The 19111-nt window shown below is 63.1% G+C and carries 14 protein-coding genes; 4 read left to right on the top strand and 10 right to left on the bottom strand.

Features of this window, described 5'->3' with window-relative positions; translation table 11 throughout:
* Positions 1–28 precede the first annotated feature (28 nt).
* The gene (locus OJHNALOF_RS14045) at positions 29–3556 is read left to right on the top strand and encodes an EAL domain-containing protein (RefSeq protein ID WP_165662406.1); all 3528 of its coding nucleotides are present in this window, start codon (positions 29–31) and stop codon (positions 3554–3556) included.
* A gap of 24 nt (positions 3557–3580) precedes the next feature.
* Here OJHNALOF_RS14045 and ccoG read toward each other — a convergent pair whose 3' ends face one another.
* From ccoG to OJHNALOF_RS14030, 3 genes are all read right to left on the bottom strand, one after another.
* Positions 3581–4972, bottom strand: coding sequence for a cytochrome c oxidase accessory protein CcoG (gene ccoG, locus OJHNALOF_RS14040; protein ID WP_165662405.1), 1392 nt, complete (start codon positions 4970–4972; stop codon positions 3581–3583).
* A gap of 151 nt (positions 4973–5123) precedes the next feature.
* Positions 5124–6533 (bottom strand): PLP-dependent aminotransferase family protein, encoded by a 1410-nt coding sequence (locus tag OJHNALOF_RS14035; protein ID WP_094199007.1) that lies wholly within the window; start codon positions 6531–6533, stop codon positions 5124–5126.
* A 1-nt stretch (position 6534) separates the two neighbouring features.
* Positions 6535–7092 (bottom strand): acyl-CoA thioesterase, encoded by a 558-nt coding sequence (locus tag OJHNALOF_RS14030; RefSeq protein ID WP_094199006.1) that lies wholly within the window; start codon positions 7090–7092, stop codon positions 6535–6537.
* Between the two features lie 216 nt (positions 7093–7308).
* On the opposite strand from OJHNALOF_RS14030, the gene tyrR reads away from it, so the two are divergent.
* Both tyrR and OJHNALOF_RS14020 read left to right on the top strand, forming a co-directional pair.
* A complete protein-coding gene (gene tyrR, locus OJHNALOF_RS14025; RefSeq protein ID WP_165662404.1) occupies positions 7309–8859 on the top strand; it encodes a transcriptional regulator TyrR in 1551 nt (516 codons plus the stop codon).
* A gap of 107 nt (positions 8860–8966) precedes the next feature.
* The gene (locus OJHNALOF_RS14020) at positions 8967–9752 is read left to right on the top strand and encodes an MliC family protein (RefSeq protein ID WP_165662403.1); all 786 of its coding nucleotides are present in this window, start codon (positions 8967–8969) and stop codon (positions 9750–9752) included.
* A 57-nt stretch (positions 9753–9809) separates the two neighbouring features.
* Here the strand turns inward: OJHNALOF_RS14020 and OJHNALOF_RS14015 are convergent, their stop codons facing one another.
* The 7 genes from OJHNALOF_RS14015 to glyA all read right to left on the bottom strand — a co-directional run bounded on the left by OJHNALOF_RS14015 (position 9810) and on the right by glyA (position 17729).
* The gene (locus OJHNALOF_RS14015; RefSeq protein WP_094199003.1) at positions 9810–10154 is read right to left on the bottom strand and encodes a cupin domain-containing protein; all 345 of its coding nucleotides are present in this window, start codon (positions 10152–10154) and stop codon (positions 9810–9812) included.
* A 50-nt stretch (positions 10155–10204) separates the two neighbouring features.
* The gene (purU, locus tag OJHNALOF_RS14010) at positions 10205–11071 is read right to left on the bottom strand and encodes a formyltetrahydrofolate deformylase (protein WP_094199002.1); all 867 of its coding nucleotides are present in this window, start codon (positions 11069–11071) and stop codon (positions 10205–10207) included.
* Between the two features lie 154 nt (positions 11072–11225).
* Positions 11226–11855, bottom strand: coding sequence for a sarcosine oxidase subunit gamma (locus OJHNALOF_RS14005; protein ID WP_165662402.1), 630 nt, complete (start codon positions 11853–11855; stop codon positions 11226–11228).
* Positions 11848–14877 carry a sarcosine oxidase subunit alpha family protein gene (locus tag OJHNALOF_RS14000; protein ID WP_165662401.1) on the bottom strand — a complete coding sequence of 1010 codons (3030 nt, stop codon included), beginning with the start codon at positions 14875–14877 and terminating at the stop codon, positions 11848–11850. The genes OJHNALOF_RS14005 and OJHNALOF_RS14000 overlap by 8 nt, the downstream gene beginning before the upstream one ends.
* A complete protein-coding gene (locus OJHNALOF_RS13995; protein ID WP_165662400.1) occupies positions 14874–15161 on the bottom strand; it encodes a sarcosine oxidase subunit delta in 288 nt (95 codons plus the stop codon). Before OJHNALOF_RS13995 ends, OJHNALOF_RS14000 begins: the two co-directional genes overlap by 4 nt.
* A 12-nt stretch (positions 15162–15173) precedes the next feature.
* A complete protein-coding gene (locus OJHNALOF_RS13990) occupies positions 15174–16427 on the bottom strand; it encodes a sarcosine oxidase subunit beta family protein (RefSeq protein WP_094198998.1) in 1254 nt (417 codons plus the stop codon).
* 48 nt (positions 16428–16475) lie between these two features.
* Positions 16476–17729, bottom strand: a complete 1254-nt coding sequence (gene glyA / locus OJHNALOF_RS13985; RefSeq protein ID WP_094198997.1) for a serine hydroxymethyltransferase — start codon at positions 17727–17729, stop codon at positions 16476–16478.
* A 321-nt stretch (positions 17730–18050) separates the two neighbouring features.
* Between glyA and OJHNALOF_RS13980 the strand changes: the two genes are divergently transcribed.
* Positions 18051–19100 (top strand): GlxA family transcriptional regulator, encoded by a 1050-nt coding sequence (locus tag OJHNALOF_RS13980; protein WP_165662399.1) that lies wholly within the window; start codon positions 18051–18053, stop codon positions 19098–19100.
* Positions 19101–19111 lie beyond the last annotated feature (11 nt).

Here is a 19111-nt window from a genome sequence, read left to right as displayed (position 1 = left end):
ACAAATCAAACAATAACGAGCAGCGGTGATGTTTCTCTCCCCCCCTACCCGCCTTTCTCTGCTGAGCCGGCTGTTGCTGGCCGGCGGCCTGCTGTTTACCGGGCTGGCGGCATGGCAGCTGCAACAAGCCAGCGAGACCCAGGCCGCCAACCGCTTTGCCGCGGTGGCCGATCAGCTCAGCCTCAAGGTGGAGGAACGCCTGTTTGCCTACGCCCTCGTCGGCCGTGGCGGGGTCGCCCTGCACGGGGCATCGGAAGCCATTACCGCGGACGAGTGGCGCCGGTTTACCGAAAGCATGCATGACAACACCGCGCTCAAGGGCATGGAGGAGCTGGGTTTTGCCCGCTTTGTACGCGAGTCCGAACGCCGAGCCCACCTCGCTGAACTGCGCCGTAACCGACTGCCCGAGCACCGTATTCATCCCCCCGGCAAGCGGGACGCCTACGGTTATGTGCTGCACCTCGAGACCTTTGCTCAACACACTTACCACCAGCCGGGCTTTGATCTACTGAGCGACCCTGAGCACCGGCGGGCCATGTTCCAGGCCAGAGACAACGGCCGCCCGGTACTGCTCGGTCATCAACACGCCGAAGGCTCGGGCTACATGATGCTGCAACCGGTCTATGCTCCGGGCCATGCCACCAGCCCTCGCGCCACCCGGTTTCAGGGCTGGGTATTCACCGGTTTCAGCATGTCGGAGCTGATCGGCGGCCTGCTCGAGAACCATCAGTTTGATAACGCCCAGTGGCTGGGCCTGCGGGTCTACAGTGGCAACACCATGACCCCGTCCCGCCTGCTGTTTCAGCAAGGCAGCCCCGGCCGCGCCGCCGGGCCCTTTGTGGAGCGGCGCTTTGTCAATTTCAATGGCCACCAGTGGCTGCTGGTGTTTGAACACCTCGCCCCCGCCCTTGCCGTGGGCTATACCCGCAGCCTGCTGACCCTGGCCGCCGGCCTTACCCTGACCCTGCTGTTGCTGTTACTGCTGCGCTCGACCATGACCACCCGCACTCGGGCCCTGGCACTGGCCGAACAACTGACCGACGAAATCCGCCAGCGTGAACGTCAGGTGGAAAAGCTGCTGAACCGGCTGCAAAACATCGCCGCCCGGGTCCCCGGCGTGGTATTTGAATATCGCTTCGGCACCGATGGCCGCAGTTCCTTTCCCTATGCCAGTGAAGGCATTCGCCAGGTCTACGGCATCAGCCCGCAGCAGGCCGCGGAAAGCGCCAACGCCTTTTTTGATGCCATTCACCCCGACGACATGGAGGCGGTCACCGACAGCATGCGGCTGTCGTCCCGCGAGCTCACCCCCTGGCGACATGAGTTTCGAGTGCGCGGCCCGAACGAACAACCCCGCTGGTTGCTGGGCGACGCTCTGCCCCGGCGGGAAACCGACGGTGCCACCAGCTGGTGCGGCGTGCTCACCGATATTACGGTCAACAAACAGACCGAGCTGGCGCTGCAGGCAGCCAGCAATCAGGCCCGCCATTTTCGCGAAGCATTGGATCACGTGCCCTCCTTCATTTACATGAAGGACACCCGCTTCCGCTATACCTACGCCAACCGTGCCGCCCTGGAGCTGTTCGGCTGCAATGCCAGCACCCTGCAGGGCAGCCTTGACGAACAGTTTTTTCCCGAGGACGCCGCCCTGCGCGTGCGCGAGTCCGACAGGCGGGTACTGGGCGGCGAGCTCAGCACCGAAGAGGTGGAGATCGTCGGCAAGGATGGCCACAGCACCGTATTCCTCGACATCAAGGCGCCCATCTTTGACGATCCCGAACAGCAAGACGTGGTCGGCCTGCTCGGCATTCGCACCGACATCACACCGCTGAAAAATAGCGAGCAACAGCTGCGCCAGCTGGCGCAGTTTGACCCGCTTACCAAGCTGCACAACCGGCTGATGCTCTCGGACAGACTGTATCAGGCCATGTCCCAGGCCCGACGCCATGGCCAGTCGCTGGCGGTGGTCTACCTGGATCTGGACGGTTTCAAACACATCAACGACAGCCACGGCCACGCCACCGGCGACAAGGTGCTGGCCACCACGGCCCGGCGCATGAAGGACGCGGTACGCGAAGGTGATACTCTGGCCCGGGTGGGCGGCGACGAATTTGTGGCCATACTGCTGGATTTGCCCGGTGAGGAGTGCGCCCCACTGCTGGAACGCCTGCTGGAGGCCACCGCCCGGCCGGTGACGGTCGGCCATCTTAGACTCAGGGTGACCGCCAGCCTGGGGGTCACTTTTTACCCCCAGGCCGAAGATCTGGCGCCGGATCAGCTACTACGCCAGGCCGATCAGGCCATGTATCAGGCCAAGCTGGCGGGAAAAAACCGCTACCACCTGTTCGACACCGAGCAGGACAGGGACATGCGCAGCCATCATGAAAGCCTGGAGCGCATTCGCACCGCCCTGCAGCGGGGAGAATTCGTGCTTCATTACCAGCCCAAGGTCAACCTGCGCACCGGCGAAGTGCTCGGCACCGAGGCCCTGATCCGCTGGCAGCATCCCGACAAGGGACTGCTGCCGCCTTCCCATTTCCTACCGGCCATCGAGGATCACGCCCTTAGCGTCGACCTGGGCAACTGGGTCATCGACTCGGCCCTGCAACAGCTGCGCGAATGGCGCGGCACCGGGCTGGACTTTCCCGTCAGCGTCAACGTCGGCGCCCGCCAGCTCAGGCAGCCGGACTTTGCCGATCAGCTACGCCGGCTGCTCGGCCACTACCCGGACATCGACCCGACCATGCTGGAATTGGAGGTACTGGAAACCAGTGCCCTTGGCGATCTGGCACAGATCGCCGAACGGCTGAGCGATTGTCGGGCCCTGGGCGTGGGCCTGTCGCTGGATGACTTTGGAACCGGTTACTCGTCCCTGACCTACCTGAAACGACTACCCGCCTCCACGGTCAAGGTGGATCAGAGCTTCGTGCGCGACATTCTAGAAGACCCGGAGGATCTGACCATACTCGACGGTGTGCTCAGCCTGGCCGATGCCTTTGATTTGCAGGTGTTGGCGGAAGGGGTGGAAACCAAAACCCACGGCGACATGCTGCTGCGCATTGGCTGCGAGCTGGCCCAGGGCTATGGCATCGCTCGGCCCATGCCAGCCGCCGACCTCGCCGGCTGGGTGCAACAATGGCAGCCGGAGCCCCACTGGGCCACCCTGCCAAAGGTGGAGCGGGCCCGCCTGCCCTTGCTGTATGCGGGTATTGAACATGCCGCCTGGCTCGAGTCCATTCGCACCACCCTGCACCACCCGGGCCGGGGCTGGCCCGAGCTGAATGCCCAGCAGTGCCGGTTCGGACTCTGGTACCGCGACTGCGGCACGGAAGAGCAGGAGCGGCTGACTTCCCTGGCCAAGCTGCACCGCCAGCTCCACGGCCTGGCCGCCGAGCTGCGCCAGCTCCACGCCGGCGGCAAGCAGCAACAGGCGCTGTTCCGTTTCAACGAACTCCAGGAGTTGCACCGGCAGTGGATGGCAGAGCTCGAACATCAGCTGCAGACTCACGCCGGCGACAACATCACACCCCTGCGCCGCACCCTGAAAAGCGTCTGATGCGGCCGGCAGCGCCGGCCGGGCTCAGGGCCGAGGTCCGAAAAAGCGGCTGTCGGTACGGACTTCATCACCCCGGTGGCGCACCACGAACTCAATGGCCTGCACCGGGCGAATCAGGCTGCCGTCGGCCACCGACAGGCTGACCGGCACCAGCCGCATCTCCCCCGGTGCCAACTGCCATTGCCGCTGGCCGCGCCAGTCCGGCTGCACCAGCCCTTCCACCTCCAGCAATATGGTTTGCGGCTGCTGGGTCTTGTTCGCCACCTTCAGGGTATAGGTGTTTTCAATTCGGCCCGAAAGGGTCTCCCTATACAGCTCATTGCGATCCCGCAACACTTCCAAAGCAAGCGGCTCACGCAGCAGCGCCGCCGCCAACATCAGCCCCAGCATGGCAACCATGACGGCGGCATAGGCCCACATGCGCAGTCGCCGGCGGGTCACGCCCTGGCCGGCCAGCTCATTTTCGCTGGCGTACCGAATAAGTCCCAGGGGGTAGCCCATGCGGTTCATGGTCTGATCGCAGGCATCAATGCAGGCGCCGCAGTTGATGCACTCGTACTGCAGGCCGTCGCGAATGTCGATGCCCGCCGGACACACCTGCACGCAGAGGTTGCAGTCGATGCAGTCCCCCAGCCCCTGGGCACGGTGATCGGCCTTGCGTGCCCGCGGTCCCCGGGCCTCGCCACGGCCGGCATCGTAGGCGGCGCTCAGGGTATCGGCGTCAAACATGGCCGACTGAAAGCGGGAATAAGGACACATGTGCGTGCACATCAGGGTACGCATCCAGCCCGCGTTGAGGTAGGTACAAAGGGCGAACAACAACACCCAGAAAGTGGGCCAGGCTCCCGCCGACCCCGTCAGCAGGCCGGTGGCCAACTCGGCGGCGGGGGTGAAATAGGCAATAAAGGAGAAACCACTCAGCAGCGCTATCAGCCACCAGATCAGGTGCTTGCCGCCCTTGCGCAACAACGTGTCGACACTCCAGGCTTCCTGATCCCGCCGCCGCCGCCGGTTGGCACTGCCTTCCAGCTTTTCTTCCACCCAGATAAACCAGAAGGTCCATACCGTTTGCGGACACAGGTAGCCGCACCAGACCCGTCCCAGCCAGGCGGTGATAAAAAACAGGGCAAAGGCCGCCACCATCAGCAACAGTGCCAGCAAGGTCAGATCCTGGGGCCAGATGGTCATGCCGAACAGGTGAAACCGCTGGGCTTCCCAGTCGAGCAATATTGCCTGGGCACCGTTCCAGCGCAGCCAGGGCCCGGCCAGGAACAGCAGCATCAGCCCCCAGCCCAGCTGGCGGCGCAACCGTTGCCAGCGGCCCTGCTGGGCCCGTACATAGATATGCCCCTGATCACGGGGCCGGGACACGTCGGTACACACCTTGACGTCGATTCGGGAGGAAGTGTCGTTCATAAGGCTCACTTGCGTTGTGGTTCACTCTCCGGCAACAGGCCGGCAGGGTACGCAGTAGAGCACGGGGTAGCCCCTGGCTACATAAACAGTCGAGGCCAAAAAACCATAACAGTTGTGCCGGCCATGCTCAGAAAACCATAACAGTGGCCGTTCAGACCGGGGAAAGCAGTCCCTGTATCAGGACCGCAAGGCGCTCCACCGCCGCTTCGCTGCGGGAGTTCCAGGGCAGTGACACATTGAGCCGAAAGCAGTGCCGAAACTGCTCTCCGGCGGCGAACATGCGCCCCGGGGCTATGGTGATGTCCTCGGCCAGGGCGCGCCGGTAAAGTTCGGTGGCGTCCAGTCCCGGCGGCAGGCTCAGCCACAGAAAGTAACCACCCCGGCTGGCATGCACTCGCACTTCGGCCGGAAGGTGCCGGCACAGGGCCTGGTAAAACCGCTGCTTGCGCCGGGCCAGTTCACGCCTGAGGGTATGCAGGTGGCGGTCGTAATGGTGGGATCCCAGGTAGTCGGCCAGTGCCAGCTGCATGGGTGCACTGGTCGTCAGGGTGCTCATCAGCTGCAGCCGCTGAATCGCCGGGGCTCGGGCCCCCGCCGCCACCCAGCCGATGCGCAGGCCCGAAGCCAGGGTCTTGGAAAAGGAAGAACAGTGCAGCACACCCTCATCCTGGGCCCGCAGCGGCAACGGCGCCTGCTCGCCGTGATAGAGCTCGGCATAGACATCATCCTCGACCAGGGGCACGCCGTGGCGGTTAAGCAGCGCCAGCAACCGGGTGCGCGCCTCCCCGTCCAGGCTGGCTCCCAGCGGGTTCTGACAATGACTCATCAGCCAGCAGGCCCTGACCGGGTAACGCCCCAGGGCATCGGCCAGGGCGTCCAGATCCAGCCCCCGCTCCGAGTCCACCGGCACCGCCAGCGCCTTCAGCTGCAGGCGTTCAATCGCCTGCAGGGCACCATAAAACGCCGGCGCCTCCACCACCACCCAGTCTCCGGGCCGGGTCAGCGCCTGCAGGCTCAGGTTGAGGGCCTCCAGTGCCCCCGAGGTGATCACGATGTCGTCCGGCGACACCGCCATGCCCCGGGCCGCATAGCGCCGGGCCAGGGCCCGGCGCAGCTCGGCACAGCCCGGCGGCAACACCAGTTGCTGGGCCGGATCCAGCCGCCGGGCCACCCGGCTCAGGGAGCGCGCCAGCTGTTCCCGCGGAAACAGCGAGGAATGGGGAAAGGCCGAGCCAAAGGCGACGCAGTCGGGCCGCTGGCCCGCCTGCAATACATTGAAGATAAAGGCGTTGATGTCCACCGACTCGGCGGCATGCAGGGCCGGCCGGGCGGCGTGGGCCGGACTGTGCTGGCGCGGCGCCACCCGGTAGCCGGACTGGGGCTGTGCCAGTATCCAGCCCTCGCTTTCCAGCAACTGATAAGCGCTGTGCACCGTCATCAGGCTGAAGCCGGAACGGCCGGCGGTTTCCCGCAAGGAGGGCAGCCGATCGCCGGGCTGCCAGATACCAGACTCAATTTGTTCCTGTATCTGGCGCGCCAACCGGCGGTACTTGCTGCTCACCTCACAGCGCCAGCTGGCAGTTTTCTCCTTCCAGCTCGGCCCTTTCCTGATCCAGGCTCAGGGCCTGGCGCAGATCGGCAATCTCCTGCTGGTGGGCCCGGCGCAGCTTCTTGCGCAGCTTGCCCATGACGAAGCGACGAATTTCCTGCTCGTCTTCCAGCACCAGGCCGGGCACCGAGGTGGGCTTGCGGGTCTGCTCATCCAGCGCCACCATGGTGAAATAGGAGGTGTTGGTGTGCTTGACGATGCCCTTTTTAAAGTCTTCCGACACCACCTTGATACCCACCTCCATCGAGCTCTTGCCGACGTAGTTGACCGACGCGTACAGGGTCAGCAGCTCACCCACTTCCACCGGGTTGAGAAAGTCCACCGAATCGACCGAGGCGGTCACACAATAGCCCTTGGCATGGCTGGCGGCACAAGTGTAGGCAATCTTGTCCATCAGCGACAAAATAATGCCACCGTGCACCTTGCCGCCGAAATTGGCATAGGAAGGCACCATCAGTTCCTTGAGGATCACCTGGGACGACTTGACCGTACTGAAAACCGCTTCGCTCATTACTTCACCTGAAAAATACTTGCTGTTTTTGATATTGAATAGCGTGCAGGTGCCACGACCACCGCACGGACCGGCAAGCATGGACGAACCGGGCCCCGAGGTAAACCTTCAACGGCGGCAAAAAACGGCTTTGTCACGTTTTATGCCGACTTCATTCGCCTGCCGGTCTTAGTGTAAGGTATTATTTACAGCCTGTTCACCCTGTCATTCCTTTCCATGCGCCTGAAAGTAAATTGTGAAGACCGCCTGGGCCTGACCCGGGAGTTGCTCAACATTCTGGTGGAGCACCGCATCGATCTGCGCGGCATCGAGATCGACACCAGCGGCATTATCTATCTCAACTTTCCCGCCCTCGCCTTTGCCGAGCTGCAGCACCTGATGCCGGCCATTCGCCGCCTGCCGGGGGTGCACGACGTGCAGACCATCGCCTGCATGCCCTCGGAACAGGAGCACAACGCCATTGCCGCCCTGCTCAAGGTGCTGCCCGACGCCGTGGTGGCGGTGGATGTAAAGGGCCGCATCACCCTGGCCAACGACGCCGCCTGCGCCCTGCTCGACCAGCCCCAGGCCCAGTTGCTGCAACAGCCCCTGGGCCCTCGGCTGAAAGGCGTCTTTGTCAGCCGCTGGCTGGAGCAGGACCAGCCTCGACCGCTCAGTGAAAAGGTCACCATTGAAGGCCAACCCTGGCTGGCGGACTTTCTGCCCATCTGGGTGACCGAAGAGTCGGGCGAGCAAAGCCTGGCCGGCGCCGTGGTGGTGTTCAAGTCGGCCTGGCGCATCGGCCAGCACTTCAAGGCCATGCGCCATCGGGAGTCCACGCATTTCGACGACTTTATCGCCCACAGCCCGGCCATGACCGAGCTGCTGCGGGAAGCCCGCCGGCTGGCGGTGCTGGATGCGCCCCTGCTGATCCAGGGGGAAACCGGCACCGGCAAGGAACAGCTGGCCCGCGCCTGTCACCGGGCCAGCCTGCGCGGTGAAGGCCCCTTTATGCTGCTCAACTGTGCCGCCATTCCCGACGACGCCGCCGAGAACGAACTGTTCGGCTATGCCCCCGGGGCCTTTGGCAACAATGAAAAGGGCAAGCGCGGCGTGCTGGAGCAGGCCAACGGCGGCACCCTGCTGCTGGACGAAATCGGCGAGATGTCGCCGCTGCTGCAGCGCAAACTGCTCAGGGTGCTGCAGGATGGCGTGTTTCGCAGGCTGGGGGACGAGCAGGAGGTCAAGGTGGACATTCGGGTGATCTGCACCAGCCAGCAGGATCTTGCCACCCTGGTGCAACAGGGCCTGTTTCGCCAGGATCTGTTCTATCGGCTCAACGTGCTCAACCTGCGGGTGCCCTCGCTGCGGGAGCGGCAAAAGGACATTCTGCCCCTGGCCCGGCACCTGTGCACCCGCTACGCCGCCGAGCTGGAGCGACCCCAGCCCCGGCTGTCGACCAGGCTGGCGGACTACCTGCAGCATTACCCCTGGCCCGGCAACGTGCGCCAGCTCGGCAACTGCCTGTACCGGGCGATCAGCCTGCTGGAAGGAGACGAACTGGATATCAATGATTTGGCGCTGCCGGAGCAAAGCGGCCTGCCGGGGCTGGATGCCCTGTGCGAAGGCTCGCTGGAAGAGGCGGTCAAGGGCTTTGAGCGCCTGCTGCTGGCCCGGCTGTATCCGGAATACCCGTCCAGCCGGTTGCTGGCCAAACGCCTGGGCATCTCCCACACCGCCGTGGCCAACAAGCTCAGGGATCACGGCATCGGCAAGCACAAAAAATAAGGTGTTGGAGCGCGGACAACTCGCCCGCAATAGCTCCCTCATGGTGCTCAATGTCCACGCGCCAATTTGCAGGCTCGCAGCCTGCGCTCCAATGAGAGGTTCTCGTCATGAAACACGGGTTATTACTGCTGATATTTGCCGCCTTGCCTGTCTGGGCCCAAGGCGCCCCACTGTGTTCCCCCGAGTGGGCGCAATGGGTCGAGAAAAAGGTCCATACCGGTGACGGACAGGGTCACGGCCCCGACACCGGCTCCGAGGAATGGAAATCGGTGGTGGAATTTCACTTAGGAGTCCAGGGTCAAAGCAATGTTCCCGAGCGCAACGGCCAAGCCTGGTGTGCGTATATCGATACCCTGCTCAAGCAGGGTCCGTCGTATAACTGTGACGATATTCGTCCCGACAGTATCGAAGCGATGATCTGCACCGATGCCGGCCTGGCGGCCCAGGACCGAAAACTGGCCGGGATCTACCAGCAGGCGCTGGCCAAGGCTGCCAACGAACAGCCCTCCACGCTCAAGGCCGAGCAACGGGGCTGGATCAAAGGCCGCAATGAATGCTGGAAAAACGAAGACAAGCAGGCTTGCGTGCAGCAGCAGTACCGACTGCGAACCACCGAACTGCAGGCCCGCTACCGACTGGTGCCCGAGCGCGGCCCGTTCCGTTTCGCCTGTGACGGCCCCCCCGCCAACGAGGTGGTCGTTACTTTCTACGAGACCGAGCCTGCAACCTTGATCGCCGAATACGGCGACAGCGTGTCACTGATGTATGCTCAGCCGGCCGCCAGCGGCAGCCGCTACCAGGGCCGTAACGAAAGCTTCTGGGAGCACCGGGGGGAAGCCATGATCCAGTGGGGATATGACGCCTCGGAAATGCGCTGCAAGCCGGTAAACTAAACCAACAAAAAAGGCCTGCGCAAGGCAGGCCGAAAACAGGACTGGAATGTTGCCCGATCAGGCAAACACGAAATATTTACGTACGGTTTCCACCACTTCCCAGGTGCCCTGAAAGCCCGGCTCCACCACGAAGATGTCGCCGGCCTTGAGGTGAATGGGCTCGCCGCCTTCGGGGGTGAGAATGCAGTAGCCTTCGCGGAAGTCACAGTATTCCCACTTGGTGTAGTTCACCGCCCACTTGCCCGGGGTGCAGATCCAGGTACCCATGATCTTGCTGCCGTCTTCCGAGGTGTAGGCGTTGAGGTTAACGGTATGCGGGTCACCGGACAGTTTTTCCCACTTGGTGGCATCCAGCAGCACCTGAGGCTGGGTATCGCGCAGTACCGTGATTTTCTGAGACATGATGGCTCCTTTTACATGCCGAATGCTGAGCATTCGAGGGTCAATGAGTGTCAGCTGCCCAGTACCACCGTCTTGCCCTGGTACATGAACACTCGCTTTTCAATGTGATACTGAACCGCTCGGGCCAGGGTCACGCATTCAATGTCGCGGCCCTTGGCCACCAGCTCTTCGGGGTAATGGCTGTGATCCACCGCCTGCACTCCCTGAGTAATGATGGGGCCCTCGTCCAGCTCGTTGTTGATGTAGTGAGCCGTGGCCCCTACCAGTTTCACCCCCTTGGCGTAGGCCTGGTGGTAGGGCTGAGCGCCCTTGAACCCGGGCAGCAGGGAGTGATGAATGTTGATGGCGCGGCCGGACAGCTTGTCGCACAGATCCGGGCTCAGCACCTGCATGTAGCGCGCCAGCACCACCAGATCCGCGTTGGACTCCTGCACAATCTTCCACAACTGGGCTTCCTGCTGCGCCTTGGTATCGGCCGTGATCGGCAGGTGGTAGTAGGGAATATGATGCCAGTCGGCCAGCCGTTGCAGATCCGGGTGATTGGAGATAATGGCCGGAATCTCGATGGCCAGCTGGCCGGTGCGGTAGCGATACAGCAGATCGTTGAGGCAGTGATCAAACTTGGAGACCAGGATCACCACATTGGGCCGGCGGCTGCGCTCGGTCAGTTCCCAGTCCATGCCGTATTTGTCGGCACGGGACGCAAAGCCGTCGCGAAACGCCGCTTCATCAAACTCGCCCTGCTCGGGCCGGCGAAACTCCACGCGAATAAAGAAACGGCCGGCGCGGGCGTCGTCAAAGGTCTGCATGTCCGCCACATAGCACTGCTGCTGATACAGGTAGCCGGTGACCGCATCCACGGTGCCCAGCCGGCTCTCGCAGCTGGCGGTGAGGATATAGCTGTCTTGCTGATTCATGCCGTGCCTCCCATGGCGGTGTGTATTTGGTGACCGCGGACTCAACCCATCCGCGGCCCTGAGATGGCCCCCGCCTCGGCGGGGGGACTGACGGCGTGCAAGGGCAGTGGCGCCGTTGTCATTCCCGCGCCGCGGGAACCCGGGCACTTCGCCCTTACTTGCCGATCACCAGGCCGTATTCCCGGCTGGCGTCCTGCAGCCACATCCACAGATAGTCGGAGAAACTGCGGCGAATCACCAGCTCGAAACTGTCGGCGCCGGTGCGACGCAGCAGTACGCCGGCCTTGGCGAACACGGTGCCCACGCACTTGCCGGTGGGCAGGCTGGACGGGTGCACGTCATAGGGACATGACTTGCGGATCACCATCTCCGCCTTGGGACCGGACAGCTCCAGCACGGTCTGGCCGCCGCTCACGTCGGTAATGGCATAGTGACCGGACAGCTGCTCGCGCAGGCTCTGCTGCAGGCGGCCTTCCTGACCGCCCTCGGTAATGATCAGCCACTCATCGGGCGCCAGCCACTGCACCAGCACCTTGTCGTTCTCGACGGAGCTGCAAGCCAGGGTGGGCAGCGCCACGCCCAGCACCTTTTCCACGGTTTTGGCGAACAACTCGTTGCCGGCGTTGCCGCGCAGCACCAGGTGGCCCAGGAACGCCTTCTCGCGCAGCACCACCTCACCTTGCTGATCCTGCTTGGCCAGCGCTTCCAGGTTGGCGTGATACAGCGGGGATTCCACCCGCACCTGGCGTTCTACCTCTTTCAGTTTGGCGGTGTTGTTAGACATGCTGACGCTCTCCTTTGGGATCATAGAAAATCGGGCTGGTGATTTCGGCTTCCAGCACCCGGCCGTCGGCCAGCGGGCAGTACACGGTTTGGCCCATTCGGTTCAGGCCGTCCTTGACCAGACCCATGGCGATGTTGTGGCCCAGGTTGGCGCTGTAGTAGCTGGACGACACATGACCTACCATGGGCATCGGCAGCGGATGGTTGGGGTCCAGCACGATCTGGGCACCTTCCGGAATCACGGTTTTGGCTTCCTTGCACTTCAGCCCCACCATCTGTTTGCGATCGGTGCGGGCGGTGTCTTCCCGGCTCCAGGAACGCTGACCGATGAAGGGGAACGGCTTGTTCTTGCCCACACACCAGTTCATGTTCAGATCCTGCGGCGTCACCGAACCGTCGGTGTCCTGACCCACGATGATGAAGCCCTTCTCGGCCCGCAGCACGTGCATGGTTTCGGTGCCGTAGGGGGTGATGTTGAACTCGGCACCTGCTTCCATCACTGCTTCCCACACGTGCATGCCGTAGTTGGCCTGCACGTTGATCTCAAAGCTCAGCTCACCGGTAAAGGAGATGCGGAAGATGCGCCCCTTCACGCCGGCGATGGTGGCGTCCTTCCAGGTCATAAAGGGAAAGGCGTCGCCGCTCAGATCCACGTCTGCACAGACCTTTTCCAACACCTTACGGCTGTTGGGGCCGGATACCGTCATGGTGGCCCAGTGGTCGGTCACGGAAGTGAAATACACCTCCAGCTCCGGCCACTCGGTCTGGTGCCACAGCTCCAGCCACTGCAGCACGCCCGCGGCGCCGCCGGTGGTGGTGGTCATGATGAAGTGTTCGTCGGTGATGCATGAAGTCACCCCATCGTCGAACACCATGCCGTCTTCCTTACACATCAGGCCGTAGCGGCAGAAACCGGGATTGAGCTTGGCCCAGGCGTTGGTGTAGATGCGCTGCAGGAATTCCCGGGCGTCGGGGCCCTGAATGTCGATCTTGCCCAGGGTGGAGGCATCGAGAATGCCCACGCTGGTGCGGGTGGCCACACACTCGCGGTTGACCGCCTGGTGCATGTCTTCGCCCGCCTTGGGGAAGTACCAGGGACGCTTCCACTGGCCCACGTCCTCGAACTCGGCGCCGTTTTTCACGTGCCAGGCGTGCATGGCGCTAAACCGAGCCGGATCGAACAGGTGGCCCGCGTCACGGCCGGCAAAGGCGCCCATGGTGATCGGGGTGTAGTTCGGGCGGAATATGGTGGTACCGGTTTCCGGAATGCTCTTGCCCATGGCATTGGCGGCAATGGCCATGCCGTTGATATTGCCGAGCTTGCCCTGATCGGTACCAAAACCCATGGCGGTGTAACGCTTGATGTGCTCGATGGACTCAAAGCCTTCGCGCACGGCCAGCTCGATACCGGCGGCGGTCACGTCGTTCTGGTAGTCGACGAACTGCTTGGGCGCCCGGCTCACGGCACGGCTGTGAGGCACCAGGAACAGGGGCTGGGCCTGGTCTTCGCGGGGATCCGTGGTGTTGACGTCGGCATCCACCACCTGGGCGGCCAGTTCGCCATAGCCGGTGGCCTCGGCGGCTTCACGGCCGGCCTTGAGGCCTTCGTTGAGTACGGCAGACAGGCCATAGGTGCCCTGCACGCCGCCGGCCAGCAACTGCTTCTGCACGGTTTCACCGGGCACAAAGCCGATGACGTCGGCGTTCCATACCGGGCGAGAGCCGGTGTGGGCGGTCAGGTGCACCACCGGACTCCAGCCACCGGAGGTGGCGATGGTGTCACAGCTCAGGGACACGGCGTCGCCGGTCACCCGGCTGCCGTCGCTGGTGATGGGGGCCACTTTGGCGCCGTTCACCCGCTTCTTGCCGGTGGCTTCAATCAGGCCGTAGCCGGTGTAAATCTTGACGCCACGGGACTTCAGCTGCTGGTAGCGATCGCCGCTGGGGTTGGCGCGGCTGTCCACCACCGCCACCACTTCACGGCCGGCGTCCAGCCAGTCGATGGCGGCCTGATAGCCGTAATCGTTGCAGGTCATCAGCACCAGGCGCTCACCCGGGGCCACGCCGTAGCGATTGACGTAGGTGGACAAGGCGCTGGCCACGAAGCAGCCGGGCAGATCGTTGTTGGCAAATACCAGAGGACGCTCCTGGGCACCGGTGGCCAACACCACGCGGCCGGCGCGAATGCGGTGCAGGCGCTGGCGGGTCTTGCCGGACACACGCTCACCCAGGTGATCGGTACGACGCTCCAGCACGGAGACGAAGTTCTGATCGTAATAGCCGGAGGCGATGCTGCGGGGCAGCAGGGTGACGTCGGGCAGGTTTTCCAGCTCTCTCACGGCCGCTTCAACCCAGGCGGCCGGAGCCTGGCCGTTGATTTTCTGAGTGCCGTGCAGCAGGTGACCGCCAAACTCGTTCTGCTCGTCCACCAGGATCACTCGGGCGCCACGGCGACCGGCGGCCAGGGCCGCGGTCAGGCCGGCGGCACCGCCCCCTACCACCAGCACGTCACAGTGATGGTTGAGCTTGTCATAGGTATCCGGGTCCCGCTCGTTGGGCACGCGACCCAGGCCGGCGGCCTTGCGGATCAGGTGCTCATACTTGGGCCACATGGACTGGGGGTACATAAAGGTTTTGTAGTAGAAGCCGGGGGGCATCATGCTGCCACCGAGCTTGCCCATCACCCCCATGATGTCCTTGTCGACGTTCGGCCAGCCGTTGGTGCTGGCGGCGGTCAGGCCGTCATAGAGCTCGGCCTGGGTGCCGCGAATGTTGGGAATCATGGTGGCTTCGGAACTGCCCACCTGCAGAATGCAGTTCGGCTCGTCGGCGCCGGCGGCCATGATGCCGCGCGGACGGGAATACTTGAACGAACGACCGACCACGTCCACACCGTTGGCCAGCAGGGCCGAGGCGATGGTGTCACCGGCCAGGCCCTGATAGCGCTTGCCGTTGAAAATAAAGTTGAGCGGCTTGCCGGCGTCTACCCGGCCCTTGCCCTGAATGCGGTTCTGCTGGCTCATGACTGGCCTCCTTGCTGCGGCTGTTCGCCCACCTTGTAGGTTTCCTTGATTTCATAGGTCACGGTGTGCCGGGTGGCGTTAAAGAACTTGCGGCAACCGGCGGCGTGATACCACATCTCGTGATGCAGGCCACGCACGTTCTTGCGCATGAACAGATACTCGGCCCATTCGGCATCACTCAGCGCATTGGGATCGGCCGGGCGGGCAATGTGCGCCTCGCCAGCGTAGTGAAACTCTTCTTCTTCCCGGTACTCGCCGCAGTGCGGACAATAAATGTGCAACATTGTCTCTCTCCTTTAGTGGGCTACGCCGGCTGCGCCGTGCTCGTCGATCAGGTGGCCGCTGACAAAACGGTCAACGTTGAACGGTTTCGCCAGTGGGTGCGGGTCGTCCTTGGCAATGGTGTGGGCGAACACGTTGCCCGAGCCCGGGGTGGCCTTGAAGCCGCCGGTGCCCCAACCGCAGTTGAAATACAGGCCCTTGATGTGGGTCTTGGAAATAATCGGACAGGCATCCGGACAGGTGTCCACAATGCCGCCCCAGGTCCGGTTCAGGCGAACCCGGCTGAAGATCGGGAACATTTCCACAATGGCCGCCATGGTGTGCTCCACCACCGGGAAGGAGCCGCGCTGGCCGTAACCCAGATAGCTGTCGATGCCGGCGCCGATCACCAGATCGCCCTTGTCGGACTGGGACACATAGCCGTGCACGTGGTTGGACATCACCACGGTGTCGAGAATGGGCTTGACCGGCTCGGATACCATGGCCTGCAGCGGGTGGGATTCCAGCGGCAGCTTCATGCCCACCATGTTGGCCATGACGCCGGAGTTGCCGGCGGTCACGCAGGCCACCTTGGGCGCCTTGATAAAGCCGCGGGTGGTGTCCACACCGGTGACGGCGCCGTTTTCACGGCGAATGCCGGTGACTTCGGTCTGCTGAATCAGGTGCACGCCCATGGCGTCGGCGGCGCGGGCAAAGCCCCAGGCCACGGCGTCGTGACGGGCGGTGCCGCCCCGGGCCTGCCATGAGGCGCCCAGCACCGGATAACGGGCGTTCTTGGAGCAATCCAGAATGGGCACCAGATCCTGCACCTGCTGGGTGTTGAGTACTTCACTGTCGATGCCGTTCAGGCGGTTGGCGTTGACCCGGCGCTCGATGTCGCGCATGTCCTGCAGGGTATGCCCCAGGTTGAGTACACCGCGCTGGCTGAACATCAGGTTGTAGTTCAGATCCTGGGCCAGGCCTTCCCACAGTTTCATGGAGTGCTCGTAGAGCCAGGCCGCCTCGTCCCACAGGTAGTTGGAACGCACGATAGTGGTGTTACGAGCGGTGTTGCCGCCGCCCAGGTAACCCTTTTCGATCACCGCCACATTGGTGATGCCGTGCTCCTTGGCCAGGTAGTAGGCCGTGGCCAGGCCGTGGCCGCCGCCACCCACGATAATAACGTCGTAGCCTTCGTGCTTGGGCGTGGGGTTGCGCCACACTTTCTGCCAGTTCTCGTGGTGGGTCAGGGCGTGCTTGAGCAGCCCGAATCCTGAATATTTCTGCATTGTGGTCACCTGTTGATTGAAGTCCGTGTCCTGATGGGGTTGAACCGCTTAGCGATACACCGGGAAGTAGCTGCAAAGGCTGGCTACCTGGTCCTTGACCGAGATGATCACGTCCGGGTCGTCCATGTGTTCGAGAATGTCGCAGATCCAACCCGCCAGCTGGCGGCAGTGCTCGGCCTTGAAACCGCGGCTGGTTACCGCCGGGGTGCCGATGCGCAGGCCCGAGGTCACGAAGGGCGGCTGCGGGTCATTGGGCACGGCATTCTTGTTGACGGTAATGTTGGCCTCGCCCAGCACCCGATCCGCGTCCTTGCCGGTAATGCCCCGAGCGGACAAATCAAGCAGGAACAGGTGGTTTTCGGTACCGTTCGACACCACGTCAAAACCGCGCTTCTGAAATACTTCCACCATGGCCTGGGCGTTTTCCACCACAGCGCGCTGGTAGTCGCCAAATTCCGGCTTGAGCGCCTCGGCAAAGGCCACCGCCTTGGCGGCGATGGCGTGCATCAGCGGGCCACCCTGGCCACCGGGGAACACGGCGCCGTTGAGCTTCTTTTCCAGTTCGGGGTTGGCTTTGGCCAGGATCAGGCCGCCACGGGGGCCGCGCAGGGTCTTGTGGGTGGTGGTGGTCACCACGTCGGCAAAAGGCACCGGGTTGGGATAGACACCGGCGGCCACCAGGCCGGCCACGTGGGCCATGTCCACGAACAAATAGGCCCCGACCTTGTCGGCGATGGCGCGAAAACGGGACCAGTCCATGATCTGGGAGTAGGCGGAAAAACCGGCCACGATCATGGTCGGCTTGTGCTCCAGCGCCAGCCGCTCGACCTGGTCGTAGTCCACCTCGCCGGTGGTATCGTTCAGGCCATACTGCACGGCGTTATAGATCTTGCCGGAGAAGCTCACCTTGGCCCCGTGGGTCAGGTGACCACCGTGGGCCAGGCTCATGCCCAGCACGGTGTCGCCGGGGGCACACAGGGCCATGTAAACGGCGGCATTGGCCTGGGAGCCGGAGTGGGGCTGAACGTTGGCGTAGTCGGCGCCGAACAGTTCCTTGGCGCGATCGATGGCCAGCTGTTCAACCTTGTCTACCGCCTCGCAACCGCCGTAATAGCGCTTGCCCGGGTAACCTTCCGCATATTTGTTGGTGAGCACCGAGCCTTGCGCTTCCATCACCGCCGGGCTGGTGTAGTTTTCCGAAGCAATCAGCTCAATGTGCTGCTCCTGGCGCGTGGCCTCTTCTTCCATGGCCGACCACAGGGCCGGATCGATATCCTGAATGCGGACTTGTCTGTTGAACATGTCTTGACCTCCTTGCTCGCGCCGGGCTCCGCCCGGTCCTTGTTCATCCATTCGGCACCCGTTTCGGGCCTGCCGAAAGTGCTTTTAGCGCATACTACTGCCGCCCCTGACGGGAAAGATGATTGGTAGCGGCTCAATACTGCGTATTTGCGACAACACCTCACATTTGAGCAACATTCGTGATCGGGGTCCGTCGTCGCTACCATGGCCGTCTTGAGGAGCAAAGGGTGCAAAGCCCGCCCCGGCACGGTAAACTGCGGTTAACACGCCGTTACGCACCGGTGACGCCATTTGTCACCCTGCCCCGATTCACGCAAAACCATGTCTCAAGTCAGCGAAAAACGTCATTTCAGCCATCGGCTGCGCGATACCAACAGTGCCTTTCTGCCCGCCCGCGCCGCCGGCAATGCACCGGTACGGGTCGGTTTTGTATTGCTGCCCCATTTTTCCATGATGGCCTTTACCGCCGCCGTCGACGCCCTGGTGACCGCCAACCTGGTGCAGTCCACCCCCCTGTTCACCATTACCAGCTATGGCCTGCACAGCACCACGGTGCGCAGTGATCTGGCCATCGACATTTCCGCCAATCACACCCTGGAAGCCCTGCCCCTGGAAGGGGACGACGCCCTCGATGTGGTGGTGGTGTGCGGCGGCTTTCGCTGCGAACTGTCCGAGCATGCGGCGCTGTCTCGCAAGCTGAGGCTGGCCCATCGCAAGGAAAAGGTGCTGGCGGGGTTGTGGAACGGCGCCGTGGCCCTGGCGTATGCCGGCACCCTGGACGGACTGTGCTGCGCCATTCATCCCGACAACCACAGCTTTGCCCGGGAGCGCTTTTCCCAGGTGGAGGTCTCTAATCAGGCCATGGTGGTGGACGCCCGCACCCTGACCTGCGCCGGCCCCAGCAGCGCCCTGGAAATGATGCTGATGATGATTGAACGGCTGCACGGCCCCGATACCGTGCGCGCCATTCGCGAAATTCTGAGCAGCGACCGCCTCGCCGACGACAGCGAAACCCGGCTCACTCTGGCGGAAAACGATCCCACCCTGCCCGGGGCGCTCAGGGATCTGCTGCGACTGATGAACAGCAATATCGAGGAGCCGCTGGGCATCGAGGAGCTGGCCGGTTATGTGAATCTGTCGCGGCGTCGGGTGGAGCGGCTGTTTCAGACCCACCTGCAAACCACGCCCTCGCGCTATTACCTGGAGTTGCGCATTACCCAGGCGCGCCGGCTGCTACTGCAAAGCGACGACAGCATCGCCAACATCGCCGTGGCCTGTGGTTTTGCCAGCTCCACCCACTTCAGCCACTGCTTCAAGGACTTCTTCGGGGTCTCCCCCAGCCTGGCCCGGCAGTTGCGACGCAGCGCCTGAGCGCGTTGACA

The sequence above is a fragment of the Oceanimonas sp. MB9 genome, from assembly GCF_011319775.1.
GTDB lineage: Bacteria > Pseudomonadota > Gammaproteobacteria > Enterobacterales > Aeromonadaceae > Oceanimonas > Oceanimonas doudoroffii.
The sequence above is the reverse complement of the archived record's forward strand: the minus strand, read 5'-3'. Positions and strand labels throughout refer to the sequence as shown.

Excerpts from the sequence above, each read along its gene's own strand:
- glyA (WP_094198997.1), bottom strand. The coding sequence starts at position 17,729 with ATGTTCAACAGACAAGTCCGCATTCAGGATATCGATCCGGCCCTGTGG.
- OJHNALOF_RS13995 (WP_165662400.1), bottom strand. The coding sequence starts at position 15,161 with ATGTTGCACATTTATTGTCCGCACTGCGGCGAGTACCGGGAAGAAGAA.
- tyrR (WP_165662404.1), top strand. The coding sequence starts at position 7,309 with ATGCGCCTGAAAGTAAATTGTGAAGACCGCCTGGGCCTGACCCGGGAG.
- OJHNALOF_RS13980 (WP_165662399.1), top strand. The coding sequence starts at position 18,051 with ATGTCTCAAGTCAGCGAAAAACGTCATTTCAGCCATCGGCTGCGCGAT.
- purU (WP_094199002.1), bottom strand. The coding sequence starts at position 11,071 with ATGAATCAGCAAGACAGCTATATCCTCACCGCCAGCTGCGAGAGCCGG.
- OJHNALOF_RS14045 (WP_165662406.1), top strand. The coding sequence starts at position 29 with ATGTTTCTCTCCCCCCCTACCCGCCTTTCTCTGCTGAGCCGGCTGTTG.
- OJHNALOF_RS14005 (WP_165662402.1), bottom strand. The coding sequence starts at position 11,855 with ATGTCTAACAACACCGCCAAACTGAAAGAGGTAGAACGCCAGGTGCGG.
- OJHNALOF_RS14000 (WP_165662401.1), bottom strand. The coding sequence starts at position 14,877 with ATGAGCCAGCAGAACCGCATTCAGGGCAAGGGCCGGGTAGACGCCGGC.
- OJHNALOF_RS13990 (WP_094198998.1), bottom strand. The coding sequence starts at position 16,427 with ATGCAGAAATATTCAGGATTCGGGCTGCTCAAGCACGCCCTGACCCAC.
- OJHNALOF_RS14020 (WP_165662403.1), top strand. The coding sequence starts at position 8,967 with ATGAAACACGGGTTATTACTGCTGATATTTGCCGCCTTGCCTGTCTGG.
- OJHNALOF_RS14030 (WP_094199006.1), bottom strand. The coding sequence starts at position 7,092 with ATGAGCGAAGCGGTTTTCAGTACGGTCAAGTCGTCCCAGGTGATCCTC.
- OJHNALOF_RS14015 (WP_094199003.1), bottom strand. The coding sequence starts at position 10,154 with ATGTCTCAGAAAATCACGGTACTGCGCGATACCCAGCCTCAGGTGCTG.
- ccoG (WP_165662405.1), bottom strand. The coding sequence starts at position 4,972 with ATGAACGACACTTCCTCCCGAATCGACGTCAAGGTGTGTACCGACGTG.